21 protein-coding genes are annotated in these 20,179 nt (G+C 31.2%); 11 read left to right on the top strand and 10 right to left on the bottom strand.

Going from position 1 to position 20,179, the window contains the following annotated elements; genetic code table 11:
- Positions 1-2 precede the first annotated feature (2 nt).
- Genes nusA through pnp form a run of 5 tightly spaced genes read left to right on the top strand, consistent with a single transcriptional unit; the run spans position 3 to position 6,507 of the window.
- Positions 3-1,556 carry a transcription termination factor NusA gene (gene nusA / locus VP91_RS01925; RefSeq protein WP_169035753.1) on the top strand — a complete coding sequence of 518 codons (1,554 nt, stop codon included), beginning with the start codon at positions 3-5 and terminating at the stop codon, positions 1,554-1,556.
- 10 nt (positions 1,557-1,566) lie between these two features.
- Positions 1,567-3,780 carry a translation initiation factor IF-2 gene (infB, locus tag VP91_RS01920; protein WP_169035752.1) on the top strand — a complete coding sequence of 738 codons (2,214 nt, stop codon included), beginning with the start codon at positions 1,567-1,569 and terminating at the stop codon, positions 3,778-3,780.
- A gap of 2 nt (positions 3,781-3,782) precedes the next feature.
- Complete coding sequence (gene rbfA, locus VP91_RS01915) at positions 3,783-4,151, top strand: 30S ribosome-binding factor RbfA (protein ID WP_169035751.1); 369 nt, start codon at positions 3,783-3,785, stop codon at positions 4,149-4,151.
- A gap of 13 nt (positions 4,152-4,164) precedes the next feature.
- Positions 4,165-4,413, top strand: coding sequence for a 30S ribosomal protein S15 (gene rpsO, locus VP91_RS01910; protein ID WP_169035750.1), 249 nt, complete (start codon positions 4,165-4,167; stop codon positions 4,411-4,413).
- Positions 4,414-4,434: 21 nt separating this feature from the next.
- Positions 4,435-6,507: a polyribonucleotide nucleotidyltransferase gene (gene pnp / locus VP91_RS01905; RefSeq protein ID WP_169035749.1), complete on the top strand. Its 2,073-nt coding sequence runs from the start codon at positions 4,435-4,437 to the stop codon at positions 6,505-6,507.
- A 50-nt stretch (positions 6,508-6,557) separates the two neighbouring features.
- Here pnp and VP91_RS01900 read toward each other — a convergent pair whose 3' ends face one another.
- The 4 genes from VP91_RS01900 to fabA are packed head-to-tail and all read right to left on the bottom strand — an operon-like array spanning position 6,558 to position 10,690.
- Positions 6,558-8,132 carry a SulP family inorganic anion transporter gene (locus tag VP91_RS01900; protein WP_169036151.1) on the bottom strand — a complete coding sequence of 525 codons (1,575 nt, stop codon included), beginning with the start codon at positions 8,130-8,132 and terminating at the stop codon, positions 6,558-6,560.
- Positions 8,133-8,192: 60 nt separating this feature from the next.
- A complete protein-coding gene (locus tag VP91_RS01895) occupies positions 8,193-8,978 on the bottom strand; it encodes an enoyl-ACP reductase FabI (RefSeq protein ID WP_169035748.1) in 786 nt (261 codons plus the stop codon).
- Positions 8,979-10,190 (bottom strand): beta-ketoacyl-ACP synthase I, encoded by a 1,212-nt coding sequence (fabB, locus tag VP91_RS01890; protein WP_169035747.1) that lies wholly within the window; start codon positions 10,188-10,190, stop codon positions 8,979-8,981.
- Positions 10,190-10,690: a bifunctional 3-hydroxydecanoyl-ACP dehydratase/trans-2-decenoyl-ACP isomerase gene (fabA, locus tag VP91_RS01885; RefSeq protein ID WP_169035746.1), complete on the bottom strand. Its 501-nt coding sequence runs from the start codon at positions 10,688-10,690 to the stop codon at positions 10,190-10,192. The genes fabB and fabA overlap by 1 nt, the downstream gene beginning before the upstream one ends.
- Before the next feature lie 73 nt (positions 10,691-10,763).
- Here fabA and VP91_RS01880 point away from each other — a divergent pair, with 73 nt between their 5' ends.
- The 4 genes from VP91_RS01880 (at position 10,764) to VP91_RS01865 (ending at position 13,697) form a co-directional block, all read left to right on the top strand.
- Positions 10,764-11,192, top strand: coding sequence for a Fur family transcriptional regulator (locus tag VP91_RS01880; protein WP_169035745.1), 429 nt, complete (start codon positions 10,764-10,766; stop codon positions 11,190-11,192).
- 104 nt (positions 11,193-11,296) lie between these two features.
- On the top strand, positions 11,297-11,713 hold the full coding sequence (locus VP91_RS01875) for a rubrerythrin family protein (protein WP_006997509.1): 417 nt from the start codon (positions 11,297-11,299) through the stop codon (positions 11,711-11,713).
- A 56-nt stretch (positions 11,714-11,769) separates the two neighbouring features.
- Positions 11,770-13,101, top strand: a complete 1,332-nt coding sequence (locus VP91_RS01870) for a (Fe-S)-binding protein (protein ID WP_169035744.1) — start codon at positions 11,770-11,772, stop codon at positions 13,099-13,101.
- A 2-nt stretch (positions 13,102-13,103) separates the two neighbouring features.
- Complete coding sequence (locus tag VP91_RS01865; RefSeq protein WP_169035743.1) at positions 13,104-13,697, top strand: DUF3501 family protein; 594 nt, start codon at positions 13,104-13,106, stop codon at positions 13,695-13,697.
- Here the strand turns inward: VP91_RS01865 and VP91_RS01860 are convergent.
- Genes VP91_RS01860 through ubiE form a run of 6 tightly spaced genes read right to left on the bottom strand, consistent with a single transcriptional unit; the run spans position 13,690 to position 18,818 of the window.
- A complete protein-coding gene (locus VP91_RS01860) occupies positions 13,690-14,139 on the bottom strand; it encodes an SH3 domain-containing protein (RefSeq protein ID WP_169035742.1) in 450 nt (149 codons plus the stop codon). The genes VP91_RS01865 and VP91_RS01860 overlap by 8 nt on opposite strands.
- A complete protein-coding gene (locus tag VP91_RS01855) occupies positions 14,136-14,891 on the bottom strand; it encodes a HesA/MoeB/ThiF family protein (RefSeq protein WP_169035741.1) in 756 nt (251 codons plus the stop codon). Before VP91_RS01855 ends, VP91_RS01860 begins: the two co-directional genes overlap by 4 nt.
- Complete coding sequence (gene dut / locus VP91_RS01850) at positions 14,888-15,325, bottom strand: dUTP diphosphatase (protein WP_169035740.1); 438 nt, start codon at positions 15,323-15,325, stop codon at positions 14,888-14,890. Before dut ends, VP91_RS01855 begins: the two co-directional genes overlap by 4 nt.
- 6 nt (positions 15,326-15,331) lie before the next feature.
- The gene (gene coaBC, locus VP91_RS01845) at positions 15,332-16,537 is read right to left on the bottom strand and encodes a bifunctional phosphopantothenoylcysteine decarboxylase/phosphopantothenate--cysteine ligase CoaBC (RefSeq protein ID WP_169035739.1); all 1,206 of its coding nucleotides are present in this window, start codon (positions 16,535-16,537) and stop codon (positions 15,332-15,334) included.
- A gap of 8 nt (positions 16,538-16,545) precedes the next feature.
- Positions 16,546-18,114 carry a 2-polyprenylphenol 6-hydroxylase gene (gene ubiB, locus VP91_RS01840; protein ID WP_169035738.1) on the bottom strand — a complete coding sequence of 523 codons (1,569 nt, stop codon included), beginning with the start codon at positions 18,112-18,114 and terminating at the stop codon, positions 16,546-16,548.
- The gene (gene ubiE, locus VP91_RS01835) at positions 18,114-18,818 is read right to left on the bottom strand and encodes a bifunctional demethylmenaquinone methyltransferase/2-methoxy-6-polyprenyl-1,4-benzoquinol methylase UbiE (RefSeq protein WP_169035737.1); all 705 of its coding nucleotides are present in this window, start codon (positions 18,816-18,818) and stop codon (positions 18,114-18,116) included. The genes ubiB and ubiE overlap by 1 nt, the downstream gene beginning before the upstream one ends.
- A 35-nt stretch (positions 18,819-18,853) precedes the next feature.
- Between ubiE and mutM the strand changes: the two genes are divergently transcribed.
- Both mutM and rpsT read left to right on the top strand, forming a co-directional pair.
- Positions 18,854-19,717 (top strand): bifunctional DNA-formamidopyrimidine glycosylase/DNA-(apurinic or apyrimidinic site) lyase, encoded by an 864-nt coding sequence (mutM, locus tag VP91_RS01830; RefSeq protein ID WP_169035736.1) that lies wholly within the window; start codon positions 18,854-18,856, stop codon positions 19,715-19,717.
- 50 nt (positions 19,718-19,767) lie between these two features.
- Positions 19,768-20,028 carry a 30S ribosomal protein S20 gene (rpsT, locus tag VP91_RS01825; protein WP_169035735.1) on the top strand — a complete coding sequence of 87 codons (261 nt, stop codon included), beginning with the start codon at positions 19,768-19,770 and terminating at the stop codon, positions 20,026-20,028.
- Positions 20,029-20,179: the final 151 nt, after the last annotated feature.

The raw sequence follows: 20,179 nt of genomic DNA, 5'->3' as shown, positions 1-20,179 counted from the left end.
ATATGTTAAATAGAAGATCTGATAAATTAGAGTTATTAAGAATTGCTGAGGCAGTAGCTTTAGAGAAATCTATAGATAAAGAATTAATTATTGATTCCATGGAAACAGGAATTGCAAAAGCAGCCAAATCTAAATTTGGGCAGGAAAACGAAATTAAAGTTTTAATTGATAGAGAAAATGGAAATATAGGAATTTTTAGAAAGCTAATAGTTGTAGAAAAAACTGAAAATATAAATACTGAAATTAATCTTCAAGATGCAATTATTTTGAATGAAGCAAATAAGGACAAAAAAATTGGAGATGAAATTTTGCAAACACTACCCTCATTTGATTTTGGGAGAATTGCAGCGCAAACTGCAAAACAAGTTATTAGTTTTAATGTAAGAGAAGCAGAACGTGAAAGACAATATAATGATTTTATAGATAAAAAAGATCTAATATTAAGTGGTATTGTCAAACGTTTAGAGTTTGGAAACGTCATAGTTGACCTTGCAAGAGCAGAAGCAATTATACAAAAAAATGAAATAATTCCTAGAGAAAATATTAAAGCTGGTGATAGAATTAAAGCTTACTGTTACGATGTTAGAAGAGAACCGAGAGGACAACAGATATTTTTATCAAGAGCCCACCCAAAATTTATGGAAAAATTATTTGTTCAAGAAGTTCCTGAAATTTATGATGGTCTAATAGAAATTAAATCCTCAGCAAGAGATCCAGGAAGTAGGGCGAAAATTTGTGTAAAAGCAGTTGATACTTCGTTGGATCCAGTAGGTGCTTGTGTTGGTATGAGAGGATCAAGAGTTCAAGCAGTTGTCAATGAACTTCAAGGTGAAAAAATAGATATTGTTAATTGGTCAGAAGATCCAGCAATAGTAGTTTCTAATGCATTATCACCAGCAGAGGTTCAAAGAGTAAACGTCGATAGTGTTGCAAGAAAATTAGATGTAATTTTAACGGAAGAAAATTTAAGTAAAGCGATTGGTCGTAGGGGCCAAAATGTAAGACTTGCTACAAAATTATTAAATTACGAGATTAATATAATGACTGATGCAGAAGATTCAGAAAGAAGACAGTTAGAATTTAAAGAAAAGACTGAAAATTTTGTTAAAAATTTAGAACTAGATGAAACCTTAGGACAATTACTTGTGGCAGAGGGTTTTTCTTCAATTACAGATATTAAGGACTCTACAATCGAAAAGCTTATGAAAACAGAAGGCATAGAAGAAGAAACTGCAAAAGCTTTAATAGAGAGAGCAAAAGATTTTTACCAAAAAGATCAAGAAGATATCACCAAAAGAATTAAAGATTTGGGGCTTCAAGATGATCTTATAAATCATAAAGGATTAACGCCAGGCATGCTGGTTACACTTGGGGAGCAAAAAATTTTAAAATTAGAAGATTTTGCAGACCTTGCATCTGATGAATTAACAGGTGGCTATGATATCGTGAAAGGTGAAAGAATTAAAATTCAAGGATATTTAGAAGATTTCGCTTTATCAAAAACTGAAGCAGACGAACTAATTATGTCAGCAAGAAACATAATTTATAAAGATTGAGTAATGAAATATGGACAACAAAAAAACAAAATTAACACTTTCAGGAATAGCCAAGAAATCTATAGAGAACATAGAATTAGCAAAAACCCAGAGTAAAAACTCTGTTGTAATTGCAAAAAAAAACAACAAATTTGCTTCTAAGGGTAATTTTAACAGATCTACTGGTGTAAGATCAAAGCCAGCCTTAAGTTCCGAGGGAAGTTTTACAACAAGAGCAACTTCAACAATAAAGCCATCTTCACCAATTACAAATGATTATGAAAAGCGAAAACTAGCTGAGCAAAGAGCAACTAGAAGACTTAAAGGTGATGCTGGTGATAAAGGAAAACCTGACACAAAAAAAAGAGAATTAAAACTTACAGTTTCAAGAGCTTTAAGCGATGAGATTGAAGCAAGATCAAGAAGTATGGCCTCACTTAAAAGAGCTAAGTTGAAAGAAAATAGAGAACTTACCAAGGAAGAAATTCAAGACAATTTAAAACCAATTAAGAGAGATGTAAATATTCCTGAGTCAATTACTGTTAGAGAGCTATCTAATAGAATGGCTGAACAATCAAGTAATGTAATAAAACATTTATTTGGGATGGGAGTAACAGTTACAATCAATCAAACATTGGCAGCAGATACTGCAGAATATTTAGTAAAAGAATTTGGACATAACCCCATTAGAGAAACAAAAGCTGAAGAAATTATTCAAAAGATAAAAGAATCTAGAACTGAAAACTTAAAAAATAGACCACCAATTATAACTGTAATGGGCCACGTTGATCATGGTAAAACTTCAGTGTTAGATGTATTAAGAAGTGCAAATGTAGTGTTAGGAGAATTTGGTGGGATTACACAACATATTGGTGCTTATCAAATTGAACATCAGAAAAATAAAATAACTTTTATAGATACACCTGGTCATGCAGCCTTTACAGAGATGAGGGCAAGAGGCTCAAAGCTGACAGATGTTGTAGTGTTAGTTGTTGCAGCAGACGATGGTGTTAAACCTCAAACAATCGAGTCTATAAAACATGCTAAAGCTGCAAATGTTCCAATTGTTGTTGCAATAAATAAATGTGATTTGCCAGAGGCAGATCCACAAAAAATAAAAAATCAACTTTTAGAATATGAGCTTATTGCAGAAGATTTATCAGGAGACACTTTGATGGTAGAAATCTCTGCAAAAACAAAAAAAAATTTAGATAAATTAGTAGATGCTGTTGTACTACAAGCAGAAATTTTAGACCTTAAAACTGATTTTGAGTCTAAGGCAACAGGAATTGTATTGGAATCAAAAATTGATGTGGGTAGAGGAGCAGTAGCGACCGTGGTAGTTACGTCAGGAACAATTAAAAAAGGTGATTTTTTTGTAAGTGGGTTAAAATGGGGAAAAGTAAGAGCTTTAATTAATGATAAAGGAAAAAGTGTTAATGAAGCACCACCCTCAACACCTGTTGAAATTTTAGGAATCAATGGAGCAGCTAAATCTGGAGATGATTTTATAGTTCTCGACTCTGAAAAGGAAGCAAAAACACTAAGTGAGAATAGAGCAGAAGAAACTAAAGTCGCAGGAAATCCTTTAACATTTGCAACTCAAGATTCTGCCTTTGCGGACCAATCTGCTGTGGAATTAAACATTATTATAAAATCAGATGTTCATGGATCTGCTGAAGCAATTAAAGGTGCGATCAATCAAATTATACATGCTGAAGTTAAACCTAAAATTATTTTATCAGATATTGGAATGGTAACAGAAACTGACGTGACGTTGGCAAAAGCGTCTAATGCTACTCTAATAGCATTTAACGTTAAACCTAGTAAAGAAGCTAAAAAACTAGCAGAAAATGAAAAAATAAAAATTTCTTCATATAATATTATTTATGAAGTTTTAGATTATATTAAATTAAGAATGTCAGGACTTCTTGCTCCAGATGTTCAAGAAACTATTAATGGTACAGCTCAAATTTTAGAAATTTTTAAAGTTTCAGGAACTGGAAAAGTTGCAGGTTCTAAAGTTACAGATGGAGAAATAGCAAGCGGTGCAAGCGCTAGAGTAATTAGAGACGGGGCAATCATTTATACTGGAAAAATTAGTACAATTTTTAGAGAAAAAGATCAGGCGAAACAGGTCAGTAATGGTCAAGAATGTGGAATAACACTGAAAGACTTTATTGATTTTCAAAAAAACGATACAATAGAAGCTTATAGCACGACTTCTACGGAGAGAACGATATAATAATGGCTGATAGAATAGGAAAACCTGTATCACAAAGACAATTACGTGTCGGTGAGATGATTAAGCAATCTTTAGGTATGATTTTTGCAAGAAATGAGGCTAAGGTTCCGGATTTAGAAACTAATACTGTTACAGTCACAGAAGTAAAAATGAGCCAAGACCTTAAAATTGCAAAAGCTTATGTATTACCTCTAGGAGGAAAAGATACAGAAAAAGTTATTAAAAAATTAAGAGAATATTCTTTTTTAATTAGAAAAGCATTGTCTCAAAAAGTAATTATGAAATATATGCCAAAAATACTTTTTGCTAAAGATGACTCTTTTGAATATGCAGAAAAAATAGAAAACTTAATAAAACAAACAAACAAATAGGAAAATAAAAAGTATGACGAAAAAAGCAGGAGAATTAAAAATGCATGAGAAGGACACTGGTTCTTCAGAAGTACAAATTGCATTATTAACAGGAAAAATTGAAACTCTTTCAGCACATATTAAACAATTTAAAAAGGATAAACATTCTTCAGTTGGATTATTAAAAGCAGTAAATAGAAGAAAAAAATTGTTAGAATATTTGAAGAAAAATAAATTCGATTCTTACAAAAATGTATTAACACAATTAAATTTAAGAAAATAGATAGAAGGAAACGGAAATTAGATGTTCAAAGTATATAAGAAGGAAATTGAAGTAGCAGGAAAGAAAATAAGCTTAGAAACAGGCAAAGTAGCAAGACAAGCAGACGGAGCAATCGTTGCTTCATGTGGTGAAACAGTTGTTTTGGCAACAGTAGTAGGAGCAAAAAAAGTAAATCCAGATATGGATTATTTTCCACTATCTGTAAATTACCAAGAAAAATACTATGCAGGTGGTAAAATACCAGGTGGATTTTTTAAGAGAGAAGCCAGACCAACTGAAAGTGAACAATTAATATCAAGATTAATTGATAGACCTATCAGACCCTTGTTCCCTGGTGAATTTAAAAATGAGGTTCAGTTGTTACCAACAGTAATCTCATATGATAAAGAAAACCAACCAGATATCTTAGCAATCACTGCTTCATCAGCAGCATTAGCTATTTCAGGAATGCCATTTATGGGTCCTGTAGGGGCTTCAAGAGTTGGTTATGTTGATGGTAAATATATTCTTAACCCATCAAAAGCTGAATTAGAAAACTCTACTTTAGATTTAGTAGTAGCAGGAACTAAAGACGCTGTGCTAATGGTTGAGTCAGAAACATCAGGTTTATCTGAAGAAATAATGTTAGCTGCAGTTAAATTTGGTCATGAGGGCTTTGTTCCAGTAATTAAGATGATTGAGGAGTTAGCTAAAGAATGTAGAAAGCCAGAATGGATTGTTGAAAAGAAAGATTTATCTGAAGTTAAGAAAAAACTTGAGAGTGAATTTACTAAAGATTTAACTAAAGCTTTTGGGACAATAGATAAACAAGATAGGTCAAATCAAATTTCAGAAATTTCTGAAAAAGCCAAGCAGCTTTTTGCGGACAATGAAAGTTATTCTGATTTTAATATTAATGATGAATTAAAAAATCTTGAAAAGAAAATTGTTAGAACTGATATTCTTAAAAACAAAAAAAGAATTGATGGTAGAGGTTTAGCAGATGTAAGAGCTATTGAGTGTGAAGTTGGTGTTTTACCAAGAACTCATGGTTCAGCATTATTTACTAGAGGAGAAACACAAGCAATTGTTGTTACTACCTTAGGGACATCTGATGATGAACAAAGAATAGAAAGTCTAGATGGTCAGTCCAGAGAAAGGTTTATGCTTCATTATAACTTTCCTCCTTTTTCAGTCGGTGAAACTGGAAGAATTGGAACAGGAAGACGTGAAGTTGGACATGGAAAGTTAGCATGGAGAGCAATCAATTCTTCACTTCCTCCAAAAGAATCATTTCCTTACACTTTTAGAGTAGTGTCAGAGATTACAGAATCAAATGGTTCTTCTTCAATGGCTACAGTTTGTGGAACATCTCTTGCATTAATGGATGCAGGCGTACCAATTAAAGAGCCAGTTGCAGGTATTGCAATGGGACTAATTAAAGAAGGCGATGATTTTAGTGTTTTATCAGATATTTTAGGTGATGAAGATCACTTAGGAGATATGGACTTTAAAGTTGCTGGTACCAAAGATGGAATTACTTCACTTCAAATGGATATCAAAATTACTGGTATTACATTTGAAATCATGGAGCAGGCTTTAAAGCAGGCTAAAGAAGGAAGAGTTCATATCTTAGGTGAAATGAATAAAGCTTTAAGTGAATCGAGAGCTGATGTTGGACAACATACTCCAAAAATGGAACAGATAACTGTTGATAAAAAAGATATCGCAGCTGTAATTGGAAAAGGTGGTGCAACGATTAGAGAGATTGTTGAAAAATCAGGAGCTAAACTAGATGTTAATGATGAAGGAGTTGTAACAGTTGCTGCTCCAGATGAAGAGTCTAGAAACATCGCTATGCAAATGATTAAAGACATCACTGCAAAAGCTGAACTAAATAAGATTTATTCAGGTAAAGTAATGAAGATTATGGAGTTTGGTGCATTTGTTAACTTCTTAGGTAAACAAGATGGTCTTGTTCACATTTCAGAACTTGCTCCTAAAAGAGTAGAAAAAGTTACTGACGTTGTTAAAGAAGGTGACGAAGTAAAAGTTAAAGTGATTGGTTTTGATAGAGGAAAAGTTAAACTCTCTATGAAACAAGCTGCTGAATAATACTTTGAATTAAAGTTCTAAACCCCTGGAGTGAAAGTTTTGGGGGTTTTTTATTTACCAAATATTCCTAATTTTACTCCATAATCAACTGCAACACCGTAATCAGGATCATCATCGCTATCAACAACAAGTTGACCAGACCTGCTTAACAATTTATGACAGTCTTTAGTTAAATGCCTGAGTTTAACTTTTTTTCCAAAGCTATTATATTTATCAGCAATATCTTCAATTGCTTTTAAAGCTGATTGATCAATTACTTTAGATCTTACAAAATCAATAATAATGATATCTGGATCTTCAGATGGGTTAAAAAGTTCTAAAAAACTATTAGTTGAACTAAAAAAAAGAGGTCCTTCTATCTCATAAACTTTTGCACCTTTTTCTGTTTTAGAGGGTCTTTCAGTTGCTCTAATTTTTGATGCAGATTTCCATGCAAAAACTAATGCAGAAACAATCACTCCTACTACTACTGCAACTGCTAGGTCTTCTAAAACAGTTACTACTGTTACAAGCACTGTAACTAGTGCATCGCTCCTTGGAACAAAAAATAAAATCTTTAAAGAATTCCAGGCAAATGTTCCTATTACAACCATGAACATAACACCAACTAAAGCAGCAATAGGAATCATCTCAATAAAAGTAGAAGTGTACAAAATAAAAATTAATAAAAATACGGCAGCTGCTATTCCAGCAATACGTGTCCTTCCACCAGATCTTACGTTAATCATTGATTGTCCTATCATAGCACAACCACCCATTCCCCCAAAAAAACCAGTGACAGTGTTGGCTAATCCTTGTGCTAAACATTCTTGGCTAGCACCCCCTCTTTTATTTGTTATCTCTCCTACTAAATTCAAAGTTAGTAAACTTTCTATCAATCCAATTGAAGCTAAAATAAAAGCATAGGGGAAAATAATCTTTAATGTTTCAATGTTAAGAGAAACACTTGGAATAGAAAAGTTTGGAAGGCCTCCTTTAACACTGGCAAGATCACCAACATTAGGTATATCGATTTTTAAAATTAAAACTAAAATAGTTGTAAATAAAATAGCTACTAGCGTAGATGGTAATGCCTTTGTTATTTTAGGTAAAAACCAAATAATAAACATCGTAAATGCAACAAATATAATTGAATAAAGTAATGTATCGCCCGTAATCCAAACTGATTGTCCAAATGTATTGATTGTTTTAAATTGACCAAGTTGAGAAATAGCAATTACTATTGCTAATCCATTAACAAAACCAAGCATTACAGGTTCAGGAACCATTCTAATAAATTTACCAAGCTTAAATACACCAGCAATTAGTTGTAATATTCCCATTAAAACTACAGTAGCAAATAAATATTGGGTTCCGTGATCCATAACAAGAGCGACCATAACTACCGCTAAAGCCCCGGTAGCTCCAGATATCATTCCAGGTCGTCCTCCAAGCAAAGCTGTAATTAAACCAACGATAAAAGCTGCATAAAGACCTGACAAGGGTGCAACTCCAGCAACAAATGCAAATGCAATAGCTTCTGGAACCAAAGCTAAAGCAACAGTCAATCCTGATAAAATTTCAATACGAAATAAAGAAAAAGAAGCCTTCTCTTTTGGTATATAATTTTGAGTAGTTACTCTAATAGATTTTACAAAAGCTAGGAGTGCATCAGCATGTCTTGTTTTTTTCAAAATATTAAATTTTCAGGTAATATTTTTAGGATCTGGCATCCCAACCTTATTATATCCAGCATCAACGTAGTGAATTTCACCAGTAACACCGTTTGCAAGGTCGCTTAGTAGATATAATGCTGAATTTCCAACATCATGAATATCTACGTTTCTTTTAAGGAAAGAATGGTCTTCATTCCATTTATATAAGAATTTTGCATCCCCAATAGCAGAAGCTGCTAACGTTTTAATAGGTCCAGCGCTTATTGCGTTTACTCTCATGCCTTTAGCACCCAAGTCTCTTGCAAGATACTTAACACTTGCCTCAAGAGCAGACTTACAAACACCCATTACATTATAATTTGGAATAGCTTTAGTAGATTCGTAAGTTAAAGTTAACATACTGCCACCCTCTTTCATTATCTTAGAAGCTTCTTTTGCAACTTCTGTAAATGAAAAACATGAAATTAACATACTTCTTAAAAAATTTTCTCTAGTTGTGTTTAAATACTCACCTGATAATTCTGATTTATCTGAAAAAGCAACAGCGTGAACTACAAAATCAATTTGTTCCCACTGAGATTTAATATCTTCAAAAAGTTTTATTACTTCTTCTTTGTTTTCAACATCACAACTAAATGTTGCTTTTGAATTTAATTTTTCAGCTAAAGGAATAACTCTTTTTTTTAAAGCATCACCTAAGTAAGTGAATGCAAGTTCAGCACCTGCTTCTGCAAGTTTTTGTGAAATTCCCCAAGCAATAGATCTTTCATTTGCAACACCCATGATTAATCCTTTTTTTCCCTTCATTAAACTCATCTAGACCTTTTCAAAAATTAAAGTTGCATTTGTTCCACCAAAACCAAAACTGTTTGACATAACAGAGTTTAATTTAACATCTGTTTCAGTTTTAGTAACGATCGGAAATTTTTTAGCCTCATCATCCATGTCAGTGATGTTAACAGAAGCTGTGATGAAGCCATTTTTCATCATGATTAAACTATAAATTGCCTCATGAACTGAAGCAGCACCTAATGGGTGACCTGAAAGTGATTTAGTAGAACTAATTTTTGGCACCTCAGCACCAAACGCTTCTCCTACACCTCTTAACTCTGTAATATCTCCTACTGGAGTTGAAGTTCCGTGTGTGTTTAGGTAATCCATTTTACTTTTAGCAGTTGCTAAAGCCATCTTCATGCATCTAACAGCACCTTCACCTGATGGGGCCACCATATCATACCCGTCAGAAGTCGCACCATACCCTGTTAATTCAGCATATATGTTTGCACCTCTTGCTTTTGCATGTTCATACTCTTCAAGCACTAAAACTCCACCACCACCCGCTATTACAAAGCCATCTCTAGTCTTATCATAAGCTCTTGAAGCAGCTTCAGGTGCATCATTGTATTTAGAAGACAATGCTGTCATAGCATCAAACATTGCAGTCATAGCCCAGTGTAATTCTTCACTTCCACCTGCAAAAACAACATCTTGTTTGCCCATTTGAATGAGTTCACTTGCATGACCAATACAGTGTCCACTAGTTGCGCAAGCAGAACTCATCGTATAATTAACTCCTTTAATTTTAAAAGGCACAGCAAGAGTTGCTGAAGATGTACTAGCCATAGTTCTTGGAACAATAAATGGTCCCATTAATTTTGGTGTTTTAGCTCTAGTCTTATCAACTGATAAAACAACATTTTCTATTGAAGGACCACCAGAACCCATAACTATTCCAGTTCTAAAATTACTTACATCTTTATCCTCTAAACCTGAATCCTTAATAGCCTCTTTCATCGCAATATAATTATATGCAGACCCAGAGCCCATAAATCTGATAGTTTTTCTATCAACATGATCTTCAAGTTTGATATTTGGTTTTCCATGAATATGACTTCTTAAATTATGTTCTTTGTATTCTTCACAAAAAGATATTCCAGATTTTGAATTTAAAAGAGACTGATAAACTTCCTCTTGATTATTCCCCAAACAAGATACAATTCCTAAACCTGTAACTACTACTCTTCTCATTATTTAAATAACCCCACCTTTAAATTTTCTGCTGAATATATTTTTTTATCACCTGCAAACAATAAACCATTTGCAAGACCAACTGATGTTCCTCCAGGTGACATAATTTTTTTCATATCAATTATATAGGTTGCTTTTTTAACACTTTTTAAAACTTCACCAGTGAATTTTACTGTACTCACTCCTAAAGCTCTTCCTTTTCCAGGATTACCAAGCCATCCAAGATAAAACCCAACTAGTTGCCACATAGCATCTAAGCCAAGACAACCTGGCATAACTGGATCTCCTTTAAAGTGGCAATCAAAGAACCAAAGGTCATCCTTAATATCTAGTTCAGCCTTTATAATGCCCTTGTTAAAAGCCCCACCAGCATCATTGATTTCTGTTATCCTATCAAACATTAACATTGGTGGAAGAGGTAATTTTGCATTGCCTGGGCCAAAAAGTTCGCCATTACCGCAACTTATTAGCTCATTGTATGTGAATGAGTTTTTTTTCATAAATTTCAGTTTCTTAATACTTGATTTATCATCAATATAATATAGAAATAGTTTAGAATTATTATAAACAGTAATGAGCAATATAAGTATATACAAGGAAAAATTAAGAGAATCTGGCTTAAGACCAACAAGACAGAGACTAAAAATTTGTGAAGTATTGTTCACACCTGAAAAAACCTTTCACTTTACAATAAATGATTTGACTAAAATTATTGAGAATAAGTTGAGTGAAAAAATTTCTCTAGCAACAGTTTACAATACAATTCATGCATTTAAAAAAAAAGGATATTTAAAAGAAATTTCTATCAACTCAGATAAAAGTTATTTTGACACTAACGTAACCGAGCACCATCATTTTTTTGACGAAGACACTAATGAGTTAATTGATTGTAGTAATGAAGAAATTGATTCTGTAAATATAAAAAAAAATATCACTGGAAAAAAAATAAAATCAGTGGAAGTATTGATTAAAGTTGCGAGTGATAATCAAAATCAAAATTAATTTAATATTTTCAATAACTTAACGTTCACATTAAAACAATTCTAAACTGTTGACATTCACCCTCGAATGATTATATATCTATCATAATCATTAAGGAGAAAAATATGTCATTAAAAGGTAGTAAAACAGAAGAAAACTTAAAAGACGCATTTGCAGGCGAAAGTCAGGCAAACAGACGTTATCTATATTTTGCTCAAAAAGCAGATATTGAAGGGTATAACGATGTAGCATCTGTATTTAGATCTACAGCTGAAGGTGAAACAGGTCATGCACATGGACACCTTGAGTATCTTGAAGAAGTTGGAGACCCAGCAACGGGACTACCAATTGGTGAGACTAAAGCAAATTTAGCTTCAGCAGTACAAGGTGAAACACATGAGTATACAGACATGTACCCAGGTATGGCAAAAACAGCTAGAGAAGAAGGCTTTCCAGAAATTGCTGATTGGTTTGAAACTTTAGCAAAAGCTGAAAAATCACACGCAGGTAAATTCCAAAAAACATTAGAATCTATTGCGTAAATAAGATTTAATTTATGGTGGGGGTCTTCCCCACCATTAATCCTAAAATTTTAAATATGAGTAAAGAAGGCAGCATAGATGCACCCATTAGACATCCAATAAATTTTGAGCATCCTGATTTTTTAGACCCTAAAAAATTAGATGACGAAATGAGAAGAGCATTTGATATCTGTCATGGATGCAGAAGGTGTTTTAATTTATGCGACTCGTTTCCAAAATTATTTGACATGATAGATGAGTCTGAAAATGAAGATGTAGAAAGTTTAAAGAGTGAACAATTTGAACCTGTAGTAGACGCTTGTACTTTATGTGACATGTGCTTTATGACTAAGTGTCCTTATGTTCCGCCCCATGATTTTGATTTAGACTTTCCTCATTTAATGTTGAGATATAGAACAGCTCAGAAAAAATTAAATAAATTACCTGCAGTGCCAGCACAATTAGCCCAAATTGATAGAAATGGAAAAGTTGGTGTAATGCTATCATCACTAATAAATTGGGCGTCAAATATTAAAAATAAATTCTTTAGAAAAATATTAGAGTTAGTTGCTGGAATTGATGTGAGAGTTAAGCTTCCCACCTATAATTCAGAAACATTTACAAATTATTTTAAAAAAAATAATATTCCAACAAATAGTGAAGCCCCGTCTAAAGACAGAAAAGTTGTAATTTATTCAACATGCTTTGTTAATTTTAATAAAAAAGATACAGGCGTAGCTGCATTAAAAGTTTTAAAAAAAAATGGAGTAGAAGTTCAAGAAGCTTATCCAGGTTGTTGTGGAATGCCTTATCTTGAACAGGCAGATTTACCAAAAGTTGTAGAGCAAGCCAAAAAAGTTTCCAAAGATTTGATGGAATGGGTAGACAAGGGTTATCAAATTATTACTTTAACAGCTAGCTGTGGCCTAATGCTAAAATTTGAATGGCCTTTACTATTGCCAAATGACGAAAACATTAAAAGACTTTCAAAAAGTGTTAGTGATATAGACGAATATATCGTTGATATAGCTCAAAAAGAGGGACTAGCAGAAGGTTTACAAGAAATTGATGGTGGAGTTACTGTTCACAACGCATGTCATGCAAGAGCACAAAACATGGGTATTAAATCTAGAGATATGTTGAAATTTATTCCTAATATAAAAATGGATGTTGTTGAAAGATGTGCTGGTCATGGGGGAACTTTTGGTGTGATGAAGGAAACTCACGATTTAGCTGTAAAAGTTGGAACTCCAACAGCAAGACAAATTAAAAATAAAAATAATAAATATATGGCTTCAGATTGTCCTTTGGCGGGCAAACATTTAAAGCAACTAGAAACAGACACAAATATTGCAAATGATGAGGCACTTCATCCTATCGAATTAATGGCAAAAAGTTATAGGCTATAATTATGAGTAAAGAAAAAAGACAAATAGAAAAAGAAGATTTATTACCATCTGATGTTTATGTAAAAAGTAGAAAGCAAATCAGAAAAGATTTAGTTGAGTTTAAAAAAGATAGAAGAATAGCGCTTGGTCCTTATGCTACTTTTTATTTTGAAAGTTTTGAAACTATGGTTGCTCAAGTTCAAGAGATGCTACACATTGAAAAAGGTGGAGATGAGCAATTAAAAGATGAGTTAATAGCTTACAACCCTTTGGTTCCAAACGGAAAAGAACTTACAGCTACACTAATGTTTGAAATTGATAATCCAATTTCAAGAGCTGCATTTTTAGGTAAAGTTGGAGGAATTGAAGAAAAAATATTCATCAAAATTAATAATGAAGTTGTTAAAGCTGTTCCAGAAGGAGATGTTGATAGAACATCAGCAGAGGGAAAAGCTTCTTCAGTTCAGTTTATCCATTTCAAATTAAATGATAATCAAATTTTTAAATTTAAGTCAGATGGTGCAACAATTGAACTCGGAATTGATCATAAAGAATACACTCACACCACAAAACTAGCTGAAGATAGTGTTAAATCACTATGTGCTGACTTTATTTAATAGAACCCCAAATATTTTCAGTTTTGACCCAACCTGAATAGTCAGCAGTCTTTATATTACACCATATATTTTCACATTTTTTTAAAACTAATAACCTTCCTTTTTCTAGTTTGGCTATCGGTTTTGAAAAGTTAGATGGTTTTTTATACAAAATTTTGTCCTCTAAAATGATAATAGAGTTTGATTTTTTAACCTGAGAAACATGGATCCATCCACTATTATTTTTTAAGTCTACAATTCTTCTAAAATTCTCTTTTTGATCTATTTGTTTTATAGGTAAATTTATTTTTTTATAAATATATTTAATTTTGGAATCAAAACTTGGCCCATATCGAACATTTACTTTGCTCTTTTTTAAAGAAAGAAACTTTTCTTCTGCTATTAAACATTGACCAAATAAAACTGATAGACACAAAACATAAATAACTATTTTTTTTATCATTTACAAAAACAGTTTTTTCTTTTTTTAAGCTTAACTTTTCTAAAATTTAATTGTAATAAATCTAAGATAAAAATATATCCATCAAGACTCTTTCCAATATCAAGTATTTTCTTTAAAACTTCGTTTGCTTGTATAGTTCCAATTATACCAGCAACAGTACCAAGAATACCTTCTGACTCACAATTTAATAGATCATCTGAAATATCAGAGTCTTGAAAAAAACATCTTAAACACGGGATCTTTTTATTCTTAAAATTAAAAGTAAATATATGACCGTCAAATTTACTTATAGCTCCAGTTACAAGTATTTTTTTAAATTTATAACAAAAATCATTTAATAAAAATTTTGTGGAAAAATTATCAGAGCCATCAACTATATAATCATAATCTTTTATAATTTTCTTAAAATTATTTTTATTTAGTCTTATTTTGTAAATCTTAATTTTAATACTTGGGTTTATTTTTTTAATTTTACCCCTTGCTACTTGAACTTTAAATTTTCCTATATCACTGGCATTATAAAGACTTTGTCTGTGTAGATTGGATAAACTAATTTTATCATCATCAACTATTCCTATCGAACCAACACCAGCTCTTGCAAGAAATTCAGCAACAGGAGACCCTAAGCCACCCATTCCAACAATTAAAACTTTTGCAGATATAATTTTTTTTTGTCCTACAGCGCCAATTTCCTTTAGTACTATTTGTCTTGAGTATCTCTCTATTGATGCTTTTCTTAATTGGTTATTCATTTACCTGTTGAGCCAAATCCACTATCACCTCTTAATGTATCAGGCAAATTATCTATTTCTTCAAGCTCCATTTTAATTACAGGCATTAAGATCATTTGTGCTATTCTATCTTTATTATTGATTAGAAAGTCTTCTTTACCATGATTAAAAAGTATAACTTTAATTTCTCCTCTATAATCGCTATCAATCGTTCCTGGAGTATTTAAAACTGTAATACTCTTTTTAGCAGCCAAACCAGATCTAGGACGAATTTGGACTTCATAATCCTCTGAAAATGCCATTGTAAGGCCTGTAGGAACTAAATATGAGCTATTAGGGGCTATTCTAATAGGCTCTTCTATAAAAGCCATTAAATCCATACCTGAAGCACCATCTGTTTTGTAAGCAGGTAATTCTACTTTAGGATTTAATTTTTTGATTAATACTTTAGCCACTAAATTTTAATTTAATTTTTTTATAACTCTATCTACTATTTCATCAGAAATTTCAAATTTATTTTTTATTGTAAGCTTTTCATCATTCATATTTTTATCTCTATAATAAATTGAAACTTCATTAAAACTAGAGTCAAATCCAATTGCTTTATTAGAAACATCATTTGCTATTATCCAGTCACAATTTTTTTCTTCTAGTTTTTTTTTTGCATTTTCTTCTACATTATTAGTTTCTGCAGCAAATCCAATTACCAACTTTGGTCTTAGAGAATTATGCTTTGATACATAATTTAAAATATCAATATTTTTTTCTAGTTCTAAATGTAATTTTTCCTGCTTTTTTATTTTACTATTATTTATTTCTTTAACCTTAAAGTCAGCAACAGCTGCTGAAAAAATTGCTACATCTGCTGGTAGATTATCTTTTGTAGCTTTAAGCATCTCATCTGCAGTTTCTACTTTAATTAAGTTTATACTGTTTCCCACCTCTAAATTTGTAGGCCCAGAAATTAAAGTAGTTTGAAAACCTCTTTTAGCGAATGCTTTTGCTAAAGCATGGCCTTGTTTTCCAGAAGATTTATTTGTTATAAATCTTACAGGATCAATATACTCATTAGTTGGTCCAGCCGTTACTAAAGCTTTTAGTTTATAATTCTTATTTAATTCACTAAAGTATGAATTAATTTCTTGAACAATATTATCTGGTTCAGTCATTTTTCCTTCGCCAAATTCTCCACAGGCCATATCACCAACTTCAGGACCTATAATTTTATAACCAAATGATTTTAGTTTTTTAAGATTTTCTTTAGTTGATGGGTGTTCCCACATTCTAACATTCATAGCTGGTGTTAAAAAAATATCTTTATCAGAAGCTAAAATTACAGTTGAAGCCAGATCTTCAGAAGACCCTGCACTCAATTTTGAAATTGTATTAGCTGTAGCTGGAGCCACAACAATTAGGTCTGCCCATCTAGATAGTGAAATATGATCCATTTCAGCCTGATTTTCAGGATTAAATAAGTCTTCATAAACTTTTTCTTGAGATAGTGAGGCAATAGATAAAGGAGTTACAAATTCTTTGGCACTTTTAGTAAGAATAGTTTTAACTTTTGCACCTAATTTTTTTAAAGATCTAATTAGCTCCAAACTTTTATAAGCAGATATGCCACCACATATTATTAAAAGTATTTTTCTTTCAGATAAATTATTCATTGAACAAATTAAAATACTACTAGGCCAAAAATTACAAGCAGTAATAAACCAATAATAGACTGATTTCTAAAGGCAGTCATTTCAGATCTCTTTTCATTTAAGGCGGTAAATGAATTTGAATTTTGGGGGATCTGTCCACTTGCTAAAAATGATAAAGCTTGATTGGCTTTATCCATAATCTCTGGAAAATCAGGCAATCTTTTAATTACTTCAGTGGTAGTTTTTAAACTTTCATTTAACGCATTGATTGGATCTTTTGTTTCTCTTAACCAATTTTCTAAAACTGGTTTTGAAGTCTCCCATATATTGGTATTAGGGTTAAGTTTTCTGGCCACCCCCTCAACAACTACCATTGTTTTTTGTAACATCAATAATTGTGGTTGGGTTTGCATGTTAAATTTTTCAGTAACTTCAAAAAGCTGTTTTAACAATTTCCCCCCAGAAATATCTTTTACGGATTGCCCAAAGATTGGCTCACCAATAGATCTCAATGCTTGCGCTAAATCATTTACAGGTACATCTTTAGGAACTAGACCAGCAACCAAATGTACTTCAGCAACTTTTTTGTAGTCTCTTTGAATAAATCCAAATAAAATTTCAGCTAAAAATCTTTTACTAAGGTTGTCTAATCTTCCCATTATACCAAAATCTATAGGAACAATTTGTCCATTATCATCAATAAATATATTTCCTTGATGCATATCAGCATGAAAAAAACCATCTCTGACAGCATGTCTTAAAAAATGTTGAATAACATCAGAGGCTATTCTTTTAGTATCTATATTTCTTTTTTGTAAATCCTCTGTTTCTCGAATAGAAACACCGTCAACCCAATCAAGTGTCATTACATTTTCGCTTGTAAAATTCCAATAGATAGCAGGAACCCTAAAACCTGCATCATTTTTTGTATTTTCGGCATATTCATTTGCAGCTGCTGCTTCAAATCTTAAATCCATTTCTAAATTAGTTATTTCTTTAAGGAGAAAAACAACTTCTACTAATTTTAATCTTTTAGTTTTTTTTATAAATGACTCAACTATAAAAGCAAAAAGCATTAACGCATCTATTTCTTCATTAAATACTTTCTTAATATCTGGTCTCAAAATTTTAATAGCAACATCTTTTATGGTTCCATTATCATTTATTTTTGCTTTATGAACTTGTGCTATTGAAGCTGCTGCAACTGGCTCACTTAAATCAATGATAGAATTGAAGGTGTCGTCCCCCAAGTCTTTTTTAATTATTGCTTTTGCTTCAGATAAGGTAAAGGCTGGTAATCTATCTTGTAAGCCTTCTAGCTGTTTTGCCAAATGATCTCCAATAATATCAGGTCTAGTAACTAAAAATTGTCCTAATTTAATAAATGTAGTTCCCATTGATTGTATCGATTTAGAAAGCCTTGCCCCTTCATTTTCGTTTAAATTAGTTTTGTTAGGAGCTGAAAAAGAAAATGAAAGTATTTGAAAGATAATCTTGATCGCTAAAGGAGGTTTTTTAAATTTAGAAACGATATTTAAAATGTCAGATTTAGCTAACTTCCTTCCTAATTTAAACAAAGTTAAAAGTTTTTTAATCATTATATTTTCCAACCAGAGTGAATTGCTACAATTCCACCAGATAAATTTCTGTAACTACAATTTTCAAATTTATTAATTTTCATGAGATCAATCAACTCTTCTTGATTAATAAACTCTTCAATGCTTTTTACTAAATACTCATAGGGTTCTTTTTTACCCACTATTGCTTTACCAATTAAAGGAATAAGTTTTGAATAATTTTTATAGATAAAATTCAGATTAGAGTTTTGAATTTTCGAAAATTCTAAACATAGGTAGCGACCACCTGGTTTTAAAACACGATAAGCTTCTGAAAGAGCTTTATTAAGATCCTTGGTGTTACGTAAACCAAAACTAATTGTATAATAGTCACAAGAATTATTTTTAATAGGTAATTTTTCTGCAGGAGCAATGAGCCAGTTAATATTTTTATAAGTGGTTAGTTTTGTTTTTCCTTTACCAATCATTCCTTTATTAGGGTCTACACAAAAAATTTTTCCATCTTTATTTGTTAAATCTAAAAAAAGTTTACCTAGATCACCCGTACCACAAGCAACATCAATTAAAACCTTTTTCTTTGAAGGATTCATCCAACTTATTAAATCTTTTTTCCAAATTCTATGAACACCTAGAGACATAAAGTCATTCATTAAATCATATTTATTGTAAACATTGTCAAAGACGTCTTGAACAAGCCCTTTTTTATTTTGAAGATATTGCTGCATGTAAAATTTATTATTTACTGATAATATAACGTCAAATGCCAGAATTACCAGAAGTAGAAATAGTTAAACAATCGCTAGCTAAAAAAATACAACAAAAAAAAATTAAGAAAGTAATAATTAAAAACAGGAATTTAAGGTTTAGAATTCCTCTAAAATTTGAAAAATTATTACAAAAAAAAATTATTAAAAAAGTAACTAGGTTTTCTAAATATTTAATTTTAAATTTTTCTGAGGGTTCATTTTGTTTAATTCATTTAGGAATGTCAGGCACTATCTATTTAATTAAAAAAAATAATTTGAATGAGGTTACTAATACCAGCTTTTATAATTCTCCAAACTTACCAAAAAAACATAATCATGTTGAAATACAATTCCAAGATTTAAAAGTTATTTATAATGATCCTAGAAGATTCGGATTTTTTAAATTCATATATAATAAACAAGAATTAATGAATAAATTTAGTCATCTAGGGCCAGAACCATTTTTTGAGAACTTTAATTTAAAGTATTTATTAAAATATTTTTTTAATAAAAAAAAAAACATTAAAAATTTTTTAATAGATCAAAAATTTGTATCTGGGATAGGTAATATTTATGCTAGTGAAATTTTATTTTTAAGTAAAATTAAACCAACACGGCAGGCAATGAAATTATCCAAAGAAGATTGTAAAAAAATTATTTTTTTTTCAAGAAGTGTTCTCAATAAAGCGATTCAAAAAGGTGGATCAAGTATTCGTGATTTTAAAAATGTTTCTGGAAAAAGTGGGAATTTTCAAAAAGAATTTAAAGTTTATCAAAGAGAAAATTTAAATTGTCTAGGAAATGAATGTGCAGGTAAAGTAAAGAAAATATCTATCTCTAATAGATCGACTTTCTTTTGCAATATATGTCAAAAATAAACAATTATTCTATTGACCAGTATAAATTCTCGAGCTATACCACTGCGCTTATGGCAAACACAAAATCAGCAATTAAAAGAATTAGAAAAATTACTACACAAACCCTTGTAAATAAGGCTCGTAAGAGCAAATACAGAAATGCTATAAAAAAAATTAACCTTCTAATTGAAGATAAGAAAAAAGCTGAAGCCTTGAAATTCTTACCTAAGTTGAATTCTGAATTGATGAAAGTAGCAAAAACTGGAATAATTAAAAAAGCTAATGCATCAAGAAACGTCTCAAGAATTACTAAAAAAATTGCGTCCCTTTAAATTACAACACATGGTTACTTTTAGCCATTCATATATTATTATAAACACAAAATATAAAAAGAATTTTTAAATATTTACTATATATAGATTTAGTAAAAAAAAGGAAAATTTTTTTCTTAAAACACACACTCACAGATTTAAAATTTGTAAA

This window comes from Candidatus Pelagibacter communis (genome assembly GCF_012932795.1).
GTDB classification, from domain to species: Bacteria; Pseudomonadota; Alphaproteobacteria; order Pelagibacterales; family Pelagibacteraceae; genus Pelagibacter; species Pelagibacter ubique_S.
This window is presented reverse-complemented; position numbering and strand designations above follow the sequence as displayed.

Coding starts and splice junctions, on each gene's coding strand:
- nusA (WP_169035753.1), top strand. CDS start 3: ATGTTAAATAGAAGATCTGATAAATTAGAGTTATTAAGAATTGCTGAG.
- infB (WP_169035752.1), top strand. CDS start 1,567: ATGGACAACAAAAAAACAAAATTAACACTTTCAGGAATAGCCAAGAAA.
- rbfA (WP_169035751.1), top strand. CDS start 3,783: ATGGCTGATAGAATAGGAAAACCTGTATCACAAAGACAATTACGTGTC.
- rpsO (WP_169035750.1), top strand. CDS start 4,165: ATGACGAAAAAAGCAGGAGAATTAAAAATGCATGAGAAGGACACTGGT.
- pnp (WP_169035749.1), top strand. CDS start 4,435: ATGTTCAAAGTATATAAGAAGGAAATTGAAGTAGCAGGAAAGAAAATA.
- VP91_RS01895 (WP_169035748.1), bottom strand. CDS start 8,978: ATGAGTTTAATGAAGGGAAAAAAAGGATTAATCATGGGTGTTGCAAAT.
- fabB (WP_169035747.1), bottom strand. CDS start 10,190: ATGAGAAGAGTAGTAGTTACAGGTTTAGGAATTGTATCTTGTTTGGGG.
- fabA (WP_169035746.1), bottom strand. CDS start 10,690: ATGAAAAAAAACTCATTCACATACAATGAGCTAATAAGTTGCGGTAAT.
- VP91_RS01880 (WP_169035745.1), top strand. CDS start 10,764: ATGAGCAATATAAGTATATACAAGGAAAAATTAAGAGAATCTGGCTTA.
- VP91_RS01875 (WP_006997509.1), top strand. CDS start 11,297: ATGTCATTAAAAGGTAGTAAAACAGAAGAAAACTTAAAAGACGCATTT.
- VP91_RS01870 (WP_169035744.1), top strand. CDS start 11,770: ATGAGTAAAGAAGGCAGCATAGATGCACCCATTAGACATCCAATAAAT.
- VP91_RS01865 (WP_169035743.1), top strand. CDS start 13,104: ATGAGTAAAGAAAAAAGACAAATAGAAAAAGAAGATTTATTACCATCT.
- VP91_RS01860 (WP_169035742.1), bottom strand. CDS start 14,139: ATGATAAAAAAAATAGTTATTTATGTTTTGTGTCTATCAGTTTTATTT.
- VP91_RS01855 (WP_169035741.1), bottom strand. CDS start 14,891: ATGAATAACCAATTAAGAAAAGCATCAATAGAGAGATACTCAAGACAA.
- coaBC (WP_169035739.1), bottom strand. CDS start 16,537: ATGAATAATTTATCTGAAAGAAAAATACTTTTAATAATATGTGGTGGC.
- ubiB (WP_169035738.1), bottom strand. CDS start 18,114: ATGATTAAAAAACTTTTAACTTTGTTTAAATTAGGAAGGAAGTTAGCT.
- ubiE (WP_169035737.1), bottom strand. CDS start 18,818: ATGCAGCAATATCTTCAAAATAAAAAAGGGCTTGTTCAAGACGTCTTT.
- mutM (WP_169035736.1), top strand. CDS start 18,854: ATGCCAGAATTACCAGAAGTAGAAATAGTTAAACAATCGCTAGCTAAA.
- rpsT (WP_169035735.1), top strand. CDS start 19,768: ATGGCAAACACAAAATCAGCAATTAAAAGAATTAGAAAAATTACTACA.